Source organism: Microcoleus sp. PH2017_24_DOB_U_A (assembly GCF_020738205.1).
Classification (GTDB): domain Bacteria; phylum Cyanobacteriota; class Cyanobacteriia; order Cyanobacteriales; family Microcoleaceae; genus Microcoleus.
On the sequence record NZ_JAEQCT010000058.1, the window covers coordinates 15294 to 34266 of the forward strand.

Below are 18973 nucleotides of genomic sequence, written 5' to 3' on the forward strand. Positions count from 1 at the left end.
TGCGCGAGGGCTGAGACAGGACAGTTTTAATGGTAATAATCTATCTATCGGGTGATATTTTGCCTTCGGCTTTCTGTGAGCGGGTGTATCTTTAACAAGGAGATATCTTACCTCCCGCAGCAGACAATAACAGCGAGCCTCAAAAAATTACTTGATGAGGTTTTCTGTCGATCGTCTAATACACTTTATGGGCAGAAAAAATTTACCATTTCTGAAAGCTAACACTTGGTTGGATGAACGAAATTAGGGTGGCAGTTTCCCATCTATGTCAGTCAATTTTAGATTTTAGATTTTAGATTTCCTGGCCAGATGAATCTGGGAGCTTGAACTTTAGTCTAAAGTCTAAAATTTTGGGCTGCTCGCGACTTGAGTCGGGGGCTTGTCTGCATTGTTTTTGGGCGGTGTAATTTAATTGAAATCGGCATACCCTGTATCGACGAGGCGGATTAAAAATTTATGACTTGCAGTCTAGTTAGTGACAACAATCCAGGTTTGAGACTGCGTTCATCTGCGATCGCCAAAAATAGAATATTGTTACCCACAAGCAACTTCTCAAAATTTCAACTTAGAGTCTTCGAGCGGATTTCTGTTTAAGGTAAATGCTGGAGACAATTGTTAGTGCTGAATTTTTCATGATGTTTTGGAGAAATCGATTTACAGATTTGCTGGTAAGCTACTTGCGATTTTCCTGGGTCTCCCCCAGTTACGCCCAAGAGAGTAGAAACCCGATTTATTCCTAGATTTTTTGCAGCCCAACCAAGATTTACAATCTAAATCTGGTTTCTGAGCGCAAGTCATCAACTAGAAAAACACCGATCGTCATCCGCTAGTTAGGGCCAATTTAACCCAGCAATACTGCTCGATTAGATTTTAATTACTTAGTTTGGGCGCGGCTAGTCCCCAAAAAGCTTCAACAACAACCCTTCCACGTAAGTACATATTAACTGATGGATTACTACCTCAGCAAATATTCGCATACAACAACCCCAATACAACCTATATCTTTTGGGCGCGAACGTCAAGAGTTCTGGCTTGATAGTACCGACAATCTTGACAGGGCCCAGAAGGATTCACAGCACAGCGAATGTAATTAGAGCGAGCGTTATACTCGCAAGTGATATCGCCGATCGGATAGCCGAGGCCTTGTACGTAAGTGCGATCGCCCATTGCTAGTTGAGCAGGCAGGGGTCTATTTGCTACCGCCCGCCTGGCCGCTGCAATTCTCTCGCTGACTTGCCTCTCGGCAGAGCGCATCACCCACAAAGACACCAGCGACGGAGCCAAACCTATGACAATAATCAGGAGAACTGTAAACACATTTTCAGAGCTTTTGTGAATAATCTTGTTTTTTATTTACATAATCCCGAAGCTAAAATCATCGGGTAACAGACGGTTTTAAATCAGGAAAGTTCCCAGTGAAATCTCAAACTATGCCGCCCGTGCGTTAACCGTTTGCTGGTAAGGGTTGTTGTGGATAGGTTCGTAGTGAGGAATGCAAGTCCTTTCTAAATCAGAGGACTTGCATTCCTCGCTACGAACGGGAGAGGGGTTACACTTGGGAGCATCTCATGTTTGTAAAAAGAATTTTTTTATTTGAGTGCTGTCCCCGCTCGCGTATTGTATAATACGCGAGCGGGGACAGCACTATAAATGAAAAAATTCAAAACTGAGATACTCCCTTAAACTTTAGCAACCTGCGCCGCTAAATCCATCACCGCACTCGAAGCCTCCACCTTAGCAACATCCAACAAAGTCTTCAAAACCGAATCGGGATTCAAACTAATCGAATCAATTCCCAACTCAACCAAGAAGCGAGCAAACTCAGGATAATCGCTGGGCGCTTGGCCGCAAATACCTATCTTGCGATCGTACTTCTTGGCGGCTTTAATGGCAATTTCCACCATCCGCTTCACAGCTTCATTGCGTTCGTCAAAGATGTGGGCGACTAAGGCAGAATCCCGGTCTAATCCTAATGTTAGCTGAGTTAAGTCGTTGGAGCCGATCGAGAATCCGTCAAAAACCTGGGCAAATTCGTCAGCAAATATGACATTGCTGGGCAATTCGCACATCACGTACACCTGCAAGCCATTTGCACCCTTGACTAAACCGTGTTTCGCCATCTCGGCCAACACTTTGCGCCCTTCCTCCGGCGTGCGACAAAACGGAATCATCGGAATCACATTTGTCAAGCCCATTTCGTCGCGCACTCGCTTTAATGCCTTGCATTCCAAAGCATAAGCTTCGCGGTAATTCGGGTCATAATAACGAGAAGCGCCGCGCCACCCGATCATCGGGTTTTCTTCCTTCGGTTCAAACTGCCGCCCTCCCAGCAGATTAGCATATTCGTTGCTCTTGAAATCGCTCATCCGCACGATGACTGGATTGGGATAAAATGCGGCGGCGATGGTGGCAATTCCGCAGGCTAATTTGTCGGTAAAGAAATCGGGTTTGTGTTTGTAAAGTGCTGTGAGTTTGGCAATTTGGCGCTTGACTGATGTGTCGGTCAATTCGTCAAAGTGAATCAGTGCCAAGGGATGCGCTTTGATGTGGTTGGCGATGATGAATTCTAGCCGCGCTAACCCTACGCCATCGCAAGGAATTGCTGACAAACCAAAAGCTTCTTCTGGGTTTCCGACATTCATTAAAATTTGAGTGCGGGTGCGGGGCAAATTGTCGATCGCAATTTCTTGAATTTCAAAAGGAACTAAACCGGAATAAACTTTGCCTTCGTCTCCTTCGGAACAAGAAACAGTAATTTCTTGATTGTTTTGCAAGACTTTAGTACCGTCGCCGGTGCCGACAATGGCGGGGATTCCCATTTCCCGGGCAATGATCGCAGCATGGCAAGTACGGCCGCCGGAATTGGTGACAATCGCGCTGGCTTTTTTCATGATCGGTTCCCAATCCGGGTCAGTTTTGTTGGTAACAAGAACTTCCCCTGCTTCAAAGTCAGCGATTTGGTGAACGTCTAAAATTACGCGGGCTTTACCTTGTCCGATAGCTTCACCAACGGCACGCCCTGTTGCCAAAACTGCGCTGGAACCTTGCAATTTGTAGTTGCGTAAAACTGTAGCAGATTTTTGTGATTGTACTGTTTCCGGCCGCGCTTGGACGATGAATAGTTCGCCTGTATTGCCGTCTTTTGCCCACTCGATGTCCATCGGCGTGTAGGTGCCGCGGACTTGAGAGTAGTGTTCTTCTATCTGTACGGCCCAACGTGCTAGTTGCAGAATTTCTTCATCGTTAAGGGCGTATTTGCCGCGTTCTGCTGGGGCTACCGAGAGGTTTTTGGTGTATTTGGAACCGCCGAGATCGTACACCATTTTGATGTCTTTGGTGCCGAGGCGTTTGTCGAGAATTGGGCGGAAATCTTGTTTTAATGTGGGTTTAAAAACTAGGTATTCGTCGGGATTTACTGCTCCTTGAACGATGTTTTCTCCTAATCCGTAGGCGGCGGTGATTAGGGCGGCATTTTTGAAACCGGTTTCGGTGTCGATGCTGAACATGACGCCGGAGGATGCTAAGTCCGATCGCACCATTTTCTGCACGCCGACGGATAAGGCGACTTCAAAGTGGTCGAAACCTCGTTGTTGGCGGTAAGAAATCGCTCTGTCGGTGAAGGTGGAGGCGAAGCATTTGTGGCAGCATTGGAGGACGCTGGTGCAACCGTGGACGTTGAGGTAGGTTTCTTGCTGTCCGGCGAAACTGGCGTCTGGTAAGTCTTCGGCGGTGGCGGACGAACGGACTGCTACGTCTGTACTGTCGCCGTAGCGATCGCACAGTCGATCGTAAGCATCTGCGATCGCCACTTGCAAGTCTCGCGGAAACGGTGTATCGAGAATTAACGCCCGCGCTTGCTTCCCTTTGATGCGGAGGTTCTGGAGATTTTCTACGTCTAAATCGGCAAAAATTTCGCGCAATTTTGCTTCTAAACCCGCCGACTCGATGAAGTACCGATAAGCGTATGCTGTAGTTGCAAATCCATTGGGGACGCTGACTCCTTTGGGGGTTAACTGTTGAATCATTTCCCCCAATGAAGCATTTTTACCCCCTACTAATGGGATGTCGGCTATCCCGACTTCATCAAACCACAATATTAAGGCTTTTTCTTTGGGAATTAAAACTTGTTTTTCTTGAATTGCTAATTTGTCTAGCATTGCTTTTTTCCTCTCACATTCAGACCAGTTCGGTTAAAGGACAGTAAACAAAGGAGTGTCAATTTTTAAATGTAGTTTTGTTGCCCAAAAGCTCAGATTTTTTTCGCGTCTGTATCCGGCCTAGTTTTTAATTGCCTCTATTTCTATCTTATAACTTTTTTGCTAAATGGCAAGACCCCTGGGGAAGATTTATTTAATTGCAAAAAGTAAAGAAATGGCAGCGGGGAGTTTAGGTAAGCTATCATAAAAAAAATTGTAAAAATGTCAATGTCAGACATAATTTCCACGGATTTATTGGCGCCGATCGCGCAGCGGTGCGGGGATACCGCTCAAATTGTGTTGACTGTTGACGGTGAAGCGATTCGATCGCGGCGATCGCCCACAAAACACAACACCGAGCAGTTTTGTTTCCTCCACCAACCCAGATTCTCAAAACCGTAAAAATTTTACCTCTGATTGGGTTGACCTACTTAGAGCAAAAACACAGTCGATGTAGAACATTGTAGTTTTTGGACGCAAGCAATTTTATTTTTTACCAGCGTTATTTTGGCATTCAATTATTTATATGCTATAATAATTAGCTCGACTGCCTTACGATAATTAACAAGGTATATGATATCAGTTTTGAGCCCAACCGCCAAGCGAAACGGCTTTAAAGTTCTCCTGGTCGAAGACAATCAAGCCGAAGCCGATCTAATCGAAGAATTGTTATTAGAAACAAATGTCAGCCGAGCCGAAACCCAAAGGCTGTCAGTAAGCTGTACAGACCGTCTCAGCAAAGCGCAGCAAATTTTGCTCGGCGAACATTTTGATGTGATTTTACTTGACCTTTCGCTGCCCGACAGCCAAGACATAAGTACAATTGTTAACATACAAGAATACAGCCTCAATACTCCGATCGTCGTACTGACGGCGCACAACGATGAAGAACTCGCCGTGCAGTCAATCCAAGCAGGAGCTCAGGATTATCTAGTCAAGCGAAAAATCGACAGCGAAGTGTTAATGCGATCGCTCCGCTACGCAGTTGAGCGGCAGCACAACCAAGAAGCTTTGCAAAAAAGTGAAGCAAAATATCGCTCCGTAGTCGAAAATTCCCTCGTCGGAATTGCGATTATTGCTCCTCCAGTTTCCCTCTCAGAACCCACACAATGCCAGTGGTTGGAAGTTAACGATGCTTTGTGCAATTTGCTGGGATACGAGCGCCAAGAACTTTTGCACGGAAATTGGGAACAGTGGGGCTATCCTGAAGACTGGCAGGCTAGTTTAGAGCAGTTAAATAAAATTTTTGCCGGGGAGAGCGAAGGCTATATTTTAGACAAAAGATGGCGCAAAAAAGATGGAAAAATAGTTTATACTCGGGTTTCCCTGCGCTGCATCCGGGGCCGCGACGGCTCGATCGACCGGATGATTAAAGTAATTTTGGACGTGAGCGACCGCTATCGCTACGAAGCCGAAGTAAAAGCATCAGAAGAGTTTTTAAATCACACGATTAATGCTACTCCTGACCCAATTTTTGTCAAAGACGAGCAACATAGGTGGGTTGTACTAAACGATGCTTTTTGCGAATTGATGGGAAAAGGGCGATCGGAACTTATAGGTACGTCGGGATACGAGTTTTTGGGCGCAGCACAAGCCAAAGTTTTTGAGCAACAAGACCAGCAAGTATTGCAAAGAAGTATTCCCAAACAAACGGAAGAGACTTTTACAGATAGCGCAGGTCAAGAACGCATTATATCTACCAAAAAAACAGTTTTTAATAAAGCTAACGGCACTAAAATGTTGGTCGGAATCATGCGAGATGTGACCGAATACAAGCGCCAGCAAATAGCATTGCAGGAGAGCGAAGATCGATTTCAAATAATCAGCGCTAACGTGCCGGGAATGATTTATCAATACAGGCTTTATGTGGATGGCAAAACATCTTTTACTTATGTTTCTTCTGGGAGTTGGCAGCTCTACAATTTAAGACCTGAAGAAATAGAAGAAAATGCCAGCTTGGCTTTTGCTACAGTTCACACCGATGACATCTCAGACTTGCATCGATCGATCGCAACTTCAGCGGCGAGTCAGGAATCTTGGCACCACCAGTGGCGGCAAGTTACGGGAGAACGAGTGAAATGGCTGCAAGGCGCGGCTAAGCCCTCCAAGCAGGCCAACGGCGATATAGTTTGGGATGGTTTGGTGATCGATGTCACCGAATTAAAACAAACACAACAAGAGCGCGATCGCTTCTTTAGCATTTCGCTAGATTTACTTTGCATTGCAGGTTTTGACGGCTATTTCAAACGCTTAAACCCTGCTTGGTCAAATGTATTAGGTTACAGCCGAGACGAACTTCTAGCCAAACCTTTTATAGAATTCGTGCATCCAGAAGACAGAGAAATAACTATAGCTGAATTAGAAAAACTTCAAAATTCTCACCCCGTTATTAACTTAGAAAACCGCTGTATTTGCCCAGATGGTACTTATAAATGGCTGTCGTGGACGGCATCACCTTTTGCTGAAGAAAGTTTAATTTATGCAGTTGCCAGAGATATTACATTGAGCAAGCAAGCTGAAGCTGAATTGCGTAAAAGTGAAGCCACTAATCGCGCTCTTTTAAACGCGATACCCGACATGATATTTCGCTGTCGCGCCGACGGCACTTTTGTAGACTTCAAACCCGCAAAAGATATCCAAACCCTGGTACCGGAAAACATATTTATTGGTCAAAAAGCACAAGACATCTTGCCTGCTGCTTTTGCTGAAAAAATATTGTCCGGCAATCAACAAGCGATCGAGACCGGCGAGATTCAAGTTGTAGAATATCAACTGCCAATTCAGGATGTACTGTGCGATTTTGAAGCGAGAATAGTCTTCTGCACCGATGACGAAATTATTGCGATCGTCCGGGATATCACCAGCCGCAAACGTTTTGAGTCAAAACTCCAGCGACAAGCAGCAGCAATGGCAGCCGCTTCCGAAGGCATAGGTATTGTCAATGCCAGCGGAGATGTGATTTATGCCAACGCAGCTAAACTCAAAATCTACGGTTACAATGCCCTCGAAGAAATATTGGGCAAAAGTTGGAAAATATTTTATGAAGGTGCAGAACTCGCAAGGTTTGAGCGGGAAATTATGCCGACTTTAGCGCACCAAGGTTATTGCAGCACAGAAGCAGTAGGCTGCCGCCGCGATGGCTCTCAATTCCCTCAAGAAGTCTCGCTGACAATTTTGCCGGAGGGCGAAATAATTTGCATTGTTCGCGATATTACTGCGAGAAAGAAAGCAGAAGCAGATTTGCAAGATAGCAAGCGGTTCGGCGATCGCATTGCTGAGGCAAGTCCTAATATTTTGTATGTTTACGACTTGATAGAACAAAAAAATATTTATGCGAATGCTTCTATCTCTCAGATTATTGGCTATACAGTAGATGAGATTCAGGCAATGGGGCCGTTGATGTTAACTTTAATGCACCCGGAAGATGCCATCAAAATGCCTGATTATTTACAGCAAGTCGCAACGGGTACAGAAGGAGAGATCTTTGAAATTGAGTACCGCATCCGGCACAAGGATGGTTCTTGGCGCTGGATTGTCAGCCGAGATACTGTATTTGCAAAAACAGCAGAGGGCCAGTTAAAACAAATTCTCGGCACGGGAACTGATATTACAGAAAGCAAGCAAGCAGAAGATGAAATTAAGCTGTTGCTGGCAGCAACTCAAGCCATTAGTAAGTCGGTAGATTTTCACAGCGCTCTCCCTGATATCCTCCGGTTGCTGTGCACTGCGATCGGCTGGAATTTTGCTGAAGCTTGGATACCCGTTGCTAATGGTACTGTTTTGGAACACAGCGAAACTTGGTATGCTAGCGATCGCGATTTAGATAGGTTTGGCCAGGAAAGTAAGAAAATTAGGTTCGCGCCGGGATTGGGAGTGCCGGGACGGATTTGGTCAACCAGAAAGGTAGAATGGATTGAAGATGTTTCTGTAGTCAATAATGCATTTTTTGCCCGATCGCAAATGGCGGCAGCAGCCGGATTGAAAGCTTGTTTCGGAGTGCCGATTCGCGCCAATTCAGAGGTGCTGGCAATTTTACTGTTCTGCAAGCGCGATCCATCAATTATGGAACCGCGTATAGTAGAATTGGTCAATGCGGTAGCGACTCAGTTGGGTTCTCACATTCAGCGCAAACAAGCCGAAGAAGAATTGCGTAAAAGTGAAGAACGCTGGCAGTTAGTTCTTAAAGGCAATCAAGACGGAATTTGGGACTTGAATCTTCAAACAGATGAAGCTTTTCGATCTGCCCGCTGGCAAGAAATTATCGGTTACGCAGACGGCGAAATCGACAGCAGCAACAGCGAATGGATCGATCGCATCCATCCAGACGATCGCGATCGAGTGCAAGCCACAATCCAAGATTATCTCGATCGCCAAACCCCCAATTACGCCGCCGAATACCGCTTGCAGTGCAAAGACGGCAGCTACAAGTGGGTGCTCGCCCGCGCTCAAGCAGTCTGGGACGAAGCCGGAAACCCCCTGCGGATGGTGGGTTCGATGACCGATATCAGCGATCGCAAAGCAGCAGAATTAGCTTTGCTGCGGGTCACTCAAGCTGTGGAAAGTACCAGCGACGCGATCGCGATCGCTGACTTGAAAGGGCGGTCTATTTACCACAATCAAGCCTTCATTCAGCGTTACGGCTACACAGTGGAAGAACTCAACGAGCTAGGCGATCGCGCCGCGCTTTACATCCGGCCTAAAAGTTACAAAAAAATCTATAAAAACATTCGCAAAGGTCGCTCTTGGTGCGGCGAAGTTGCCCTGCGAACCAAGAGTGATGAAGCTGTTACCGCTCTGGTGCGAGCCGATAGCATTAAAGACATAAATGACCATTCGGTCGGGTTAATTGCCGTGATTACAGATATCACAAGACGCAAAGAATCAGAAGCATTTTTGCGCCAGCAATTAAAGCGGGAACAGTTGGCAGTAGCCATGCTGGAACGCATTCGCTCTTCTCTTAATTTAGAACAAATTCTCACCAAAGCAGTCGAAGAAGTCCGCCAGTTTTTGCAAGTAGATAGAACTGTAATTTACCAATTCAATCCTGATTGGAGCGGGTTTGTCGCAGTCGAATCGGTTGGCGAAAATACCCGATCAATTATAGGAATGGAAATTTACGATCCCTGTTTTGGAGAAGCCTACGTTCCTCTTTACCTAGATGGCCGAATTAGAGCCACAGAAGATGTTTACAATGCCGGCATCGCCGACTGTTACTTGAGTTTGTTGACTCGCCTCCAGGTGAGAGCGAGTCTGGTAGTGCCGATTTTGCAAGGCGAAAACTTGTGGGGGCTGTTGATAGCCCACCACTGCACGGCCCCGCATTCCTGGCAAAAATTGGAGGCAGAGTGCCTGAAACAATTGGGCGTGCAGTTGGCGATCGCCATTCAGCAATCGACCCTATTTGAACAAGCACAAACCGAAATAGCCGATCGCAAACAAGCAGAAGCCGCCCTGCAATTAGCCAAAGAAGCCGCCGAAACCGCCAACCGCGCTAAAAGCGACTTTCTCGCCAACATGAGCCACGAATTGCGGACGCCTTTGAACGGGATTTTAGGATACATTCAACTGCTCAAACCGGATAAGAATTTAACTGCGGAGCAACAGGAAAGTCTCAACAACGTTCACCAGTGTGGCAACCACCTGCTAACCCTGATTAATGATGTTTTAGACCTCTCGAAAATCGAAGCTAGTAAAATGGAACTGTCACCGACAAATCTGCATTTTCCCAGCTTTGTTAAAAGTATTGTCGATCTGTTCCAGATGCGCTCGCATCAAAAAGGAATTGCGTTTAATTACGAGCAGGTGTCGGCGCTGCCAGACTACGTTTTTGTTGATGAAATCAGATTGCGCCAAGTTTTGATTAATTTGCTCAGCAATGCGGTTAAGTTTACGGTGAGCGGTGGCGTGACATTCAAAGTCGGTTACGCAGAAAATTATCCTCAAACCCACTGCACAAATTCGAGTTTGACAGCCGAAGTTTCTACTCAAACAATCAATTGGACTGCGAATTTAGACAATCCGAAAAAGTCGATCGCCCTGCGGGAAACCACAGAAGCGCCCGAAGCGATCGCCACAACTACTGGCGATCGGGCCCCAACCGCTAAAATTCGCTTTCAAATCGAAGATACCGGCATCGGCATCCGGCAGAATAAACTAGAAGAAATATTTTTGCCTTTTCATCAAGTAGGCGATCGTAACAATTTCGTCGAAGGTACCGGACTAGGACTTTCCATCAGCCAAAAATTAGTCAAAATAATGGGCAGCGACATTCACGTCCAAAGTACCCCCGGCAAAGGTAGCATATTTTGGTTGGATATAGACTTGCCCGCAGTCGCCGAATATTCTGAAACCCCCTCCACCCAAGAAAAACGCCGGCTTATCGGTTTTAGAGGCAGCCACCGGAAAGTCCTGATCGTAGACGATCACGAAGTAAATCGTGCCATGCTGCACAGACTGCTTTCTCGTTTGGGCTTTGAAATTGCAGAAGCCATAGACGGCGCAGACTGTTTGCACAAAGCACAGGAATTTCTACCGGATCTAATTTTAATGGACTTGCTGATGCCAGTAATGGACGGCTGGGAAGCCACCAGGCGGCTGCGACAGTTGCCGGAATTAAAAGATGCGGTTATCCTTGCTTTGTCCGCTAGCGTTTACGAGACTACCAGGCAAAAAAGCATACTTGCAGGTTGCGATAATTTTGTCACCAAACCGATTCAAACTAACGACCTTTTAGAATTATTGCGCCTGCATTTGAGACTAGAATGGATTTACGAAGAGGGATCGGAAACCAAAAAACGCAAAGCTCAAACTCCCAAAGCATTATCGGAGATTGCGATTGCTGACTCAACAATAGTGTCTCCTGGTTCAGAGTCAGTCTTTGTCTTGTTAAGATTGGCTGCTATGGGCGATATTGAAGCTATCCTGGAGGAAACTGCTAAACTAGAAAATTCTGACCCGACATTAGTCCCTTTTGTTCAGCACGTTCGCCAACTTGCTAAAGGATTTCAGCTCAGGCAAATTCGAGATTTTTTGAAGCAACATTTGCCCTAAAATTGAGGGTAGCCAACCGATAAATTAAAATCAGTTAAATCTCACGCCCCGATCGTGATTGTCAATAACGCAATACGCTTGGATTAAACCCGATCCCCCCTTAGCCAAGAGGGCAGGCACGGGGGCACCGCCCCTACAAAGGGGGGGACAGGATTCTTCTAAAAGTCCCCCGACTATCCGGGGGATTTAGGGGGATATCCGGAAAATAAACACTGTTAACTGAACAGTATTGCCCTATAAAGAGGCTATTGCAAACGTCGGCACCTACCGAGCAACCGGGTTTCTAGAGGCACCGAAAATCCCTTGAATCTCATGTAAAATTACAACCGACAACTCACAACTCAATCATTTTAATTTTTCCCTTAAATATGAACGATAAGAATTCCGAAAGAAGCATCATACTAATTGTCGATGACAACCAAACAAATCTTGACGTACTTTTCGAGTTGTTAAGAAATTACGGATTTAAAGTATTAGTGGCTCTAGACGGCGAAAGTGCGATCGAGCAAATTGAATACATCCATCCCGACTTGATTCTTTTGGATATCATGATGCCCGGAATTGACGGTTTTGAAACTTGCCTGCGTTTGAAAGCAGACCCGTCAACCCGAGACATTCCAATCATCTTCATGAGCGCCCTTTCCGAGACCCTTGATAAAGTAAAAGGCTTTCAGACAGGAGCAGTTGACTACATCACTAAGCCTTTCCAGCACGAAGAAGTGTTGAGCCGCATAGAAACTCACTTGACAATCCGCAACTTGCAACAAAAACTCGAAGAAAAAAACCTAGAACTAGCCCAGCTCAACCAAAATCTGGAAAGACTTGTCGAACAAAAAACCAAGCAATTAATCGACCAGGAAAAAACAGCCATCATCGGACGTTTGACCCAGGGAATGGTGCACAACCTCAAAAGCCCGCTACAAGTGATCCAGACTAGCGTCGATTTGATTGAAACAAAAGCCACAAAAATCCAAGAAGACTCTTTTTTCAATTATACCAAATACATCTTTCAAGCTGTCTCAAAAATTAATCAGATTATGGATACTCTGATGATGAAAAGCAGGAAAGAACAAAACCAAGATTTGCATCCTGTAAATATCAACGATTTAGTACAGCGAGAAATTCAACTATTGGAAGGAAATATGTTTTTCAAGAATAAGATTAGAAAAAAATACTTTTATGACGAAACAATAACCAATATTCCCTTAATTTATTCCTATATTTCTCAAGTATTTTATAACTTAATAAATAATGCAATGGATGCTATGTGGGAAAGAAAAATCAGGGAAATAACTATCGTGACTCGGCAAGACAACTCGAACATATACATGGATATTGCAGATACGGGATGCGGCATAGCACCTGAAGATTTGTCAAAACTTTTTGACCCTTTTTATACGTCGAAGCCGCCTAAAGGCGAAGAACAAATCGAAGGGGAACCAACAGGAACTGGTCTCGGACTTTATACTTGTATAGAACTTTTAAAACCTTTTAACGGCGAGATTGCTATTAGCAGCAATCTCGGTCAAGGCAGCGTGTTTACAGTCGTGCTGCCCAAACAGCCGAAAAATTGATCGACTCAAATCAGTAAAATCGCCTCCGGTAACAAAACCTGAATTAAGTTCGGAATCAGGTTCGTAGTGAGCACTTTAGTCCTTCTTTATCGGGTTCGTAGTCAGGACTTTAGTCCTTCTTTATCCCAAAGATAGGCATAAAGTCCTCACTACAAACGGGCGTTACTTGTCAGTAATTCAACCGAGACCATTTGATAGTATGTTCCGTAAATTCACTGTAACTGACCTAGCTTCGCAGTCAGGAATTTAGTCCTTCTCGATCCGCGATTTTTTGCCCGGTCTCTTGCTATTTCCTTGCCAAAGGTTGTAAATTAAAATAGAGTGGATTTGCACGATCGCTAAAACTACGATAAATTTGGGTCACTAGGTTTGGAGTGAGGCGGACAACTTGCAGCAAATAGCTCAATTATATAGTAACCGCCACATCGGGCGCGGACGTAAATAACCTCATCAATAAAGCCTAGACTTGTTTATGAATCAACGCTTTGATTCCCGTACTTAAATGTCAACTGTCAAGCGGTCAACTGTCAAGCCATACCAATAAATCTCGGGCGTCTGCAAGTACCCAGCCACCCTACAGCCTGCGGTTCAAGTTTCCCAAAAATGATGCCATTCCCTCAAAAGAATGCAACTCGCCGTACTCCCAACCATGAGAGTCATCCACCATTTCCAATTATTCAATTTTTTAAATTTTTAATATAAAATGATAGGAGCTAGGTAGCTGCATCCGCAGCAGTTTTTATTGGATAAATAAAAAGTAGCAAACTGATATCGCTCGAAAAAAAGAATGCAACTTTAGACAAGCGCGAAACCCGAGACTCATCAGTAATTCCCAAATCTAAAATCCCAAATCTAAAATCTAAAATGGTATGACCTCTGTTCTTGAATCAACTTTAACGCCTGCTTGCTTGAAAGTTCTTTTAGTAGAAGACTGTGCCCAAGATGCAGCACTAATTCAAGAACTGCTGTCTGACGATCGCGAACTGAGAGCATCAATTGAGACGACCAATGTAGTTCGCATCGGGGAAGCGATAGAAATTTTAAGCAGCGATGTTTTTGATGTAATTTTATTAGATTTAACCCTCCCTGATAGCCCGAAATTTAATAATTTTTTTCGCCTCCAAGATGGCGGAATCAATATTCCGATCGTCATTTTGATAGGGGCGGATGAAGAAGAATTGGCTGTCAATTTAATTGCCGCCGGCGCTCAAGATTATCTGATAAAAAAAGAATTAGACAGCCGACTGCTGGTGCGGACGATCGAGTGCGCGATCGCCCGCCATAAGCGACAAGCAGAATGGCAAAAAAGTCAAGGAAAATACCCCCAGGTTGTTGACAATATCAAAGAAGTAGTTTTTGAAACAAATATTGCGGGCAATTGGACTTTTCTCAATCCTGCTTGGACGAAAATAACCGGATTTACGGTTGATGAAAGTTTGGGAAATTCCTGTTTGAGTTACATTCATGCTGACGACCAACACCAATATTTAAATTCCTCTAAAAATTCGACTGAAAATCAAGAAATATCCTGTTGCTATCAAATGCGATATCTTACCAAAAATGGCGAATTTCGCTGGGTAGAAATTCAGGAATTTTTGATTTTTGGCAAAAACGGCGCGGCGCAGGGAACTACTGGAACTATTAACGATATTACGGATAAAATTTTAGCCAGAGAGGAAGCGGAAGCTAATAAAAAATTTTTGAATTATACGATCGATGCAGTTGCCGATCCAATTTTTGTCAAAGATGAACAGCACCGCTGGATACTGTTAAATGATGCTTTTTGTAAGCTGATAGGCAAGCAGCGCGAGCAACTGCTAGGTAAATCGGATTACGATTTTTTCCCCAAAGAAGAAGCTGATTTTTTTTGGGAGAAAGACGAAGAAGTGTTTAGAACCGGGGAAGAAAACGACAGCGAGGAAATATTTACGGATGGCAGCGGTGCTAAGCACATTCTGTCTACAAAAAAAACCGTATTTGAAAATACCGACGGCAGTAAAATACTTGTCGGAATAATTCGAGAGGTCACTGAGGATAAGCGGAAACAATTAGCCCTGCAAGAAACCCAAGCTAGACTCCAGCAAATAGCTGCCAATTTGCCGGGAGTAATTTATCAATTCCGCCTCTCAAGTGACGGCAGACAATGTTTTCCTTACATTTCTTCTGGCAGCCGCGATTTATATGAATTGGAACCTGAAGATATTCAGGAGAATTCCGAACTTATGTTCAGTTGCATTCATCCAGACGACCTCCCAAAAATTCAAGAATCTATTGTTTATTCGGCGGTAAATATGCAGCCATGGCAGCAGGAATGGCGCGCGATTATGCGGTCTGGAAAACTTAAATGGATGCGAGGTGTTTCGAGACCAGAACGAGTTAATTTTACGACGCTTATAGGGCCGGAAGGCGATATTGTTTGGGAAGGGATGATACTGGATATTACTGATTTAAAAGAGACGGAAGCGGCTTTGCGGGAGAGTGAAGCCAGATTTCGATCGCTAATTGAGAATATTCCGGGCGCTATCTGCCGCAACTTATACGATGCTGATTGGACGATGGTGTTTGTGAGTGACGAACTTGAGGCAATTAGCGGCTATGCTGCTGGGGATTTTATTCACAACAACCGCTTGAGTTTTGCTAGCATCATCCATAAGGCAGACAGGGAAATGCTCGATCGACAAATCAGAGCGGCGGTAGACTCGAAACAGCCGTATCATGTAGAATACCGGATTGTGCGCGCTGACAGGTCGGTGCGCTGGATGTCCCAAAGGGGTAGGGCGACTTACAATCCAGAAGGGTTGGTTTTGTGGCTTGACGGAGCGATTTTTGATATTACCGATCGCAAAAACGCCGAATATACCCTGTGTTTGGTAACTCAAGCTGTAGACAGCGCTAGCGATGCAATCGCGATCGCAGATTTAGACGGCTATTCAATTTATCACAATCAAGCATTTATTCAACGCTACGGCTATACAGTTGAGGAACTAAATAATGCCGGCGGCCCAGCAGTAATGTACGCCAAATCTCAAGAGTTAAGAAAATTATTTAAAGTCCTGCGGAAAGGTTTGTCATGGAGCAATGAAATTGCACTCAGGGCTAAAAACGGCGAAATTATCGAAACTCAATTGCGAGCTGACTGCATTAAAGATAGCGCCAGCAAACCAATAGGAATGATGGCAATCATTGCTGACCTTACAGACCTAAAACGCGCCGAATCGGCATTAAAATTCAGTCAAGAGCGATTGCAGTTAGCGGTTTCAGGCAGCTCTTTGGGGCTGTGGGATTGGAATATAGCTACTGGCGAAACTTATTTCGACTCGCAGTGGAAATCAATGCTCGGTTACGCAGACACTGAAATTGACAACAACTTCCAAGGTTGGGAAAATTTGCTGCATCCCGAAGACAGAATCAGAGCAAGAGAATCTTTAAATTTATATTTTGAAGGTGGCATCGAGATCTATGAATTTGAATTTAGGATCCTCAACAAAGCCGGAAATTGGCAGTGGATTTTGGGTATGGGCAAAGTAGTCGAGTACGACGAATGGGGTGCGCCATTGCGGATGACGGGTACTCACAAAGATATCAGCGCCCGCGTTGGGGCCGAAGCCGAAAAAACGCAGTTAATCGCATCTCTACAAGAACTTGCCGACCAATTGCAATATGCACAAGAAATTGCCCGCATGGGAACTTGGGAATTCGATATAGAGACCGGTATTGTTAATTGGTCTGCCGAAGTGTTTCGAGTTTACTGTAGAGAATTTAATTGGCAGCCGACAATGACAGAAATTTTAGAGCAAATTCATCCCGATGACAAGGAAAGCGTTACAGAAGCTTTGCAAAAGGCGGTGAATGAAGGGATAGCTTTCGACATCGACCACCGCATATGTTTTCTATCAGCAGAAATCCGGCACGTTAACTGTAAAGGACAAGCTGTTAAAAATGACTTGGGTAAGGTGGTGCGACTGTTTGGCACGGAAATCGATATTACCGATCGCAAAAAAGCAGAAATTGCTTTGCAAGAAAGCGAACAGCGATTTCGGGCTGTATTTGAACAAGCGGCGATCGGGATTGTTAAAGTGTCACCCGAAGGTAGTTTCTTGAATGCCAATCAAGGCTTTTGCAATATTATCGGATACTCAGAATTGGAACTGAAAGCACGAAATGTTTGGGAGATTTCTCACCCCGAAGATGTAGAAGCAGATGTCGAGTCTGCCCAAAGACTGTTAGCTGGGGAAATTTTGAATTATTCACTTGAGAAACGCTTTGTGCACAAAGACGGTTCATTTGTTTGGGCTAATGTGACTGTATCTTTAGTGCGGGACGGGTTTGGGGAACCAAGCTACGGAATTGCTGTGATTGAAGATATTAATCACCGCAAACTTGCCGAGTCTATCTTGCGCCAGCAATTAAAACAAGAACGCTTGGTGGTAGGGATGCTGGAACGCATTCGCTCTTCTCTAAATTTAGAAGAAATCTTGACAAAAGCTGTTGCTGAAATACGGCATTTTCTGCAAACAGACCGGACAATTATTTATCGGTTTAATCCCGATTGGAGCGGTTTTGTAGCAGTTGAGGCGGTGGCTGAAAATTGGCGGTCGCTTCAGGGAATAAATATTAACGATTCTTGCTTTAAAGACAGCTATGGTTCTGCTTACCAAAACGGTCGCACTGTAGCTGTGGATGATATTTACAAAGCCGGTCTTTCTGAGTGCTACATTAATTTATTAGCTCAATTTCAGGTGCGAGCTAATTTGGTAGTGCCGATTTTGCAAGGTGAGAAGTTGTGGGGCTTGTTGATTGCTCACGAGTGCGCTGGCTGCCGCCAATGGCTAAAAATTGAGGTGGAGTGTCTCAAACAAATTAGCGTGCAGTTAGCGATCGCGATCCAGCAATCGACGCTGTTTGAGCAAGCGCAAACTGAAATTGCCGATCGCAAACAAGCGGAGTCAGCTTTGCAGGAATCGGAAGCGCGCGAACGTTCAAAAGCGCGAGAGTTGGAAGCAGCTATTAACAAACTCAGAACCACTCAAGCTCAGCTCGTTCAAAATGAAAAAATGGTGAGTTTGGGTCAGTTAGTTGCTGGTGTCGCTCACGAAATTAATAACCCAGTTAGCTTTATTCACGGCAATCTCAGTCCGGCTCGCCGTTACAGTTTAGATTTGTTGGAATTGATTAAAGTTTATCAAGATTACTGTCCTAATCCTCCGGCTCAAGTGTTAGATAAACTCAATGAAATAGACTTGGATTATATTGCTGACGATTTCCCGAAATTGTTTACTTCTATGCAAGTAGGAACCGAGCGAATTGTCGAAATTGTCAAATCATTACGCAATTTTTCCCGGTTGGACGAGTCTGCTGGTAAGTCGGCGAACATTCACGAGGGAATTGACAGCACTTTGATGATTTTGCAAAATCGCTTGAAATCTCACAGCAGCCGTCCGGGGATTCAGATTGTTAAAGATTACCAGTTATTGCCGCAAGTTGAATGTTTTCCGGGCGAGTTGAATCAGGTATTTATGAATATTTTGATTAATGCGATCGATGCTTTGGAGGAACGGGACAAGGGGCGGACGATCGAGGAGTGCGATCGACATCCCAGTACGATCGCGATTCGGACTTATGAGGCTGCTGCGGGCTTCGTAGCGGTATCTATTGCGGACAACGGCGGGGGGATACCGGAGCTAGTGCGATCGAGGCTGTTTGACCCGTTTTTCACGACTAAGCCTGTGGGCAAGGGCACGGGTTTGGGACTGTCGATTTCTCACTCGATTGTAGTCGATCGCCACGGCGGCAGATTGACCTGTATTTCGACACTGGGAGAGGGATCGGAGTTTTTGATTGAAATTCCCGTGCGATCGAATTTAACTGATACCAGTTCAACAGTTGACGGTTGACAGTTGTTATTTGTTATTTGTTATTTGTTATAGCGGTTCTCAGATAGATTAGGTACGTTGTTGGGATGCGAGCCCTCTTTGTTTAAGTGGTTATATAACAATACGGTTTACTTAACACTATTTATGCGCCGGAGATCCCCCTCGCATCCCCCTTAAAAAGCTATGCTTTATAAACATCTTTCTTAACAAGAAATTTGACAAAAGTAACTACTTGTGTAGGAGCCATTGGGGATCTCGCTTCTGATTGAATGGCAATTAT

The 18973-nt window shown here is 44.7% G+C and carries 6 protein-coding genes; 4 read left to right on the top strand and 2 right to left on the bottom strand.

The genetic code is table 11. From position 1 onward, the window contains the following. Positions 1-996 precede the first annotated feature (996 nt). Complete coding sequence (locus JGK07_RS17295) at positions 997-1317, bottom strand: DUF6464 family protein (RefSeq protein ID WP_293197680.1); 321 nt, start codon at positions 1315-1317, stop codon at positions 997-999. A gap of 362 nt (positions 1318-1679) precedes the next feature. Next, a complete protein-coding gene (gene ppsA, locus JGK07_RS17300; protein ID WP_293182950.1) occupies positions 1680-4157 on the bottom strand; it encodes a phosphoenolpyruvate synthase in 2478 nt (825 codons plus the stop codon). A gap of 267 nt (positions 4158-4424) precedes the next feature. Between ppsA and JGK07_RS17305 the strand changes: the two genes are divergently transcribed. From JGK07_RS17305 to JGK07_RS17320, 4 genes are all read left to right on the top strand, one after another. Next, positions 4425-4598 (top strand): hypothetical protein, encoded by a 174-nt coding sequence (locus JGK07_RS17305; RefSeq protein ID WP_293182952.1) that lies wholly within the window; start codon positions 4425-4427, stop codon positions 4596-4598. Between the two features lie 171 nt (positions 4599-4769). After that, positions 4770-11246, top strand: a complete 6477-nt coding sequence (locus JGK07_RS17310; protein ID WP_293182954.1) for a PAS domain S-box protein — start codon at positions 4770-4772, stop codon at positions 11244-11246. Positions 11247-11614: 368 nt separating this feature from the next. Beyond that, positions 11615-12820 (top strand): hybrid sensor histidine kinase/response regulator, encoded by a 1206-nt coding sequence (locus tag JGK07_RS17315; RefSeq protein WP_293182956.1) that lies wholly within the window; start codon positions 11615-11617, stop codon positions 12818-12820. An 869-nt stretch (positions 12821-13689) separates the two neighbouring features. After that, a complete protein-coding gene (locus tag JGK07_RS17320) occupies positions 13690-18714 on the top strand; it encodes a PAS domain S-box protein (protein WP_293192005.1) in 5025 nt (1674 codons plus the stop codon). The last annotated feature ends 259 nt before the right edge of the window (positions 18715-18973 follow it).